The organism is Streptomyces thermovulgaris, from assembly GCF_002155915.1.
GTDB classification, from domain to species: Bacteria; Actinomycetota; Actinomycetes; order Streptomycetales; family Streptomycetaceae; genus Streptomyces; species Streptomyces thermovulgaris.
Genome location: NZ_MUME01000105.1, coordinates 1 through 813, shown reverse-complemented (window position 1 = coordinate 813; position 813 = coordinate 1). Strand labels below are relative to the sequence as shown.

The 813-nt window shown below is 72.9% G+C and carries 1 pseudogene; it reads right to left on the bottom strand.

The features are described 5' to 3' along the window. Nucleotides 1–65: 65 nt before the first annotated feature. A pseudogene (locus CCN35_RS11075) lies at nucleotides 66–813 on the bottom strand (IS5 family transposase); the annotation flags it as partial.

The window sequence follows — 813 nt, the reverse complement described above, 5'->3', positions numbered from 1 at the left end:
TCGGGCCGCCCCGCGGCGCCCTGTCGGCGCCGACGCCCCGGACGCCCCCGCGACGCCGTCCGGGCCTAGGGCTTGTCTGGCAAATGATTTTGGTGGGGTGTGCGGAGCCAGAGGATGAGTGACGCAAGGTGGAGTCCGGCCCGGTAGCGGGCGGCCAGTTTGTCGAAGCGGGTCGCTACCGCCCGGAACTGCTTGAGCCGGGCGAAGCAGCGTTCGACGACATTGCGGGCCTTGTACAGCTCACGGTCGAAGGCCGGTGGTCTGCCGCCGGCCCGTCCGCGCCGTGCCCGGTTGGCCCTCTGGTCGGCCCGTTCCGGGATCACCGCCCGGATGCCGCGCCGCCGCAGGAGGTGGCGGATCGCCCGCGACGAGTACGCCTTGTCCGCGATGACCGCATCGGGCCTGCTGCGCGGCCGCCCGACACCGGCCCGGGGCACCCGCAGCGCCTTGAGGACCGCACCGAACGCGGTGGAGTCGTTGCAGTTGCCCGCGGTGACGACGACGGCCAGGGGCAGGCCCCGGCCGTCGCAGGCGAGATGGACCTTGACGGTCAGTCCGCCGCGGGACCGGCCGAGCGCCTGGCCAGCCGCCGCGTATGCCGGATCTTCCAGTTCGTCCCCCGGCGCCGCCCCTTTTTGCGGGCGCCGGCGGCGTGCTGGTGGGCCCGGTTGATGGTGGAGTCGACCGACACGGTCCATTCCACCGCGCCGACGCAGTCGTCGCGGACCTGGATCTGTTCAAGCAGCCGGGCCCAGGTGCCGTCCGCCTCCCAGCGGGCAAACCGCTCATAGACGGTCTGCCACGGCCCATAGC